General features: G+C 54.7%; 1 rRNA gene. It reads right to left on the reverse strand.

Annotation, left to right across the window (positions count from 1 at the left end):
- Window positions 1–1,204, reverse strand: a 23S ribosomal RNA gene (locus ASE49_RS09350); the annotation flags it as partial.

Below are 1,204 nucleotides of genomic sequence, written 5' to 3' on the forward strand. Positions count from 1 at the left end.
TGTAAGTTRTYGGCCTATTAGTACCGGTCAGCTTCACGAGTCGTTAGTCCTCGCTTCCACATCCGGCCTATCAACCCAGTGGTCTGGCTGGGGGCCTCTCACACAATAAAGTGTATGGAAATCTCATCTCGAAGCGAGCTTCCCGCTTAGATGCTTTCAGCGGTTATCCCATCCGAACGTAGCTAATCAGCGGTGCACTTGGCAGTACAACTGACACACCAGAGGTTCGTCCGTCCCGGTCCTCTCGTACTAAGGACAGCCCTTCTCAAATTTCCTGCGCGCGCAGCGGATAGGGACCGAACTGTCTCACGACGTTCTAAACCCAGCTCGCGTACCGCTTTAATGGGCGAACAGCCCAACCCTTGGGACCTACTCCAGCCCCAGGATGCGACGAGCCGACATCGAGGTGCCAAACCATGCCGTCGATATGGACTCTTGGGCAAGATCAGCCTGTTATCCCCGAGGTACCTTTTATCCGTTGAGCGACGGCCATTCCACAATGTACCGCCGGATCACTAGTCCCGACTTTCGTCCCTGCTCGAGATGTCTCTCTCACAGTCAAGCTCCCTTGTGCACTTACACTCGACACCTGATTGCCAACCAGGCTGAGGGAACCTTTGGGCGCCTCCGTTACTTTTTAGGAGGCAACCGCCCCAGTTAAACTACCCATCAGGCACTGTCCCTGACCCGGATTACGGGCCGAAGTTAGATGTCCAAAGTGACCAGAGTGGTATTTCAACGATGACTCCACCCGAACTGGCGTCCGGGCTTCAACGTCTCCCACCTATCCTACACAAGCCACTCCGAACACCAATACCAAACTATAGTAAAGGTCTCGGGGTCTTTCCGTCCTGCTGCGCGTAACGAGCATCTTTACTCGTACTGCAATTTCGCCGAGTTTATGGTTGAGACAGCGGGGAAGTCGTTACTCCATTCGTGCAGGTCGGAACTTACCCGACAAGGAATTTCGCTACCTTAGGATGGTTATAGTTACCACCGCCGTTTACTGGGGCTTAAATTCTCAGCTTCGCCCTTACAGGCTAACCGGTCCTCTTAACCTTCCAGCACCGGGCAGGAGTCAGTCCGTATACATCGTCTTGCGACTTCGCACGGACCTGTGTTTTTAGTAAACAGTCGCTTCCCCCTGGTCTCTGCGGCCCCTGCACGCTCCGGACAGCTAGTGTCCATCACGATGGGGGCCCCC

Origin of the sequence: Novosphingobium sp. Leaf2, assembly GCF_001421325.1 — a bacterium.
Taxonomy (GTDB): Bacteria; Pseudomonadota; Alphaproteobacteria; order Sphingomonadales; family Sphingomonadaceae; genus Novosphingobium.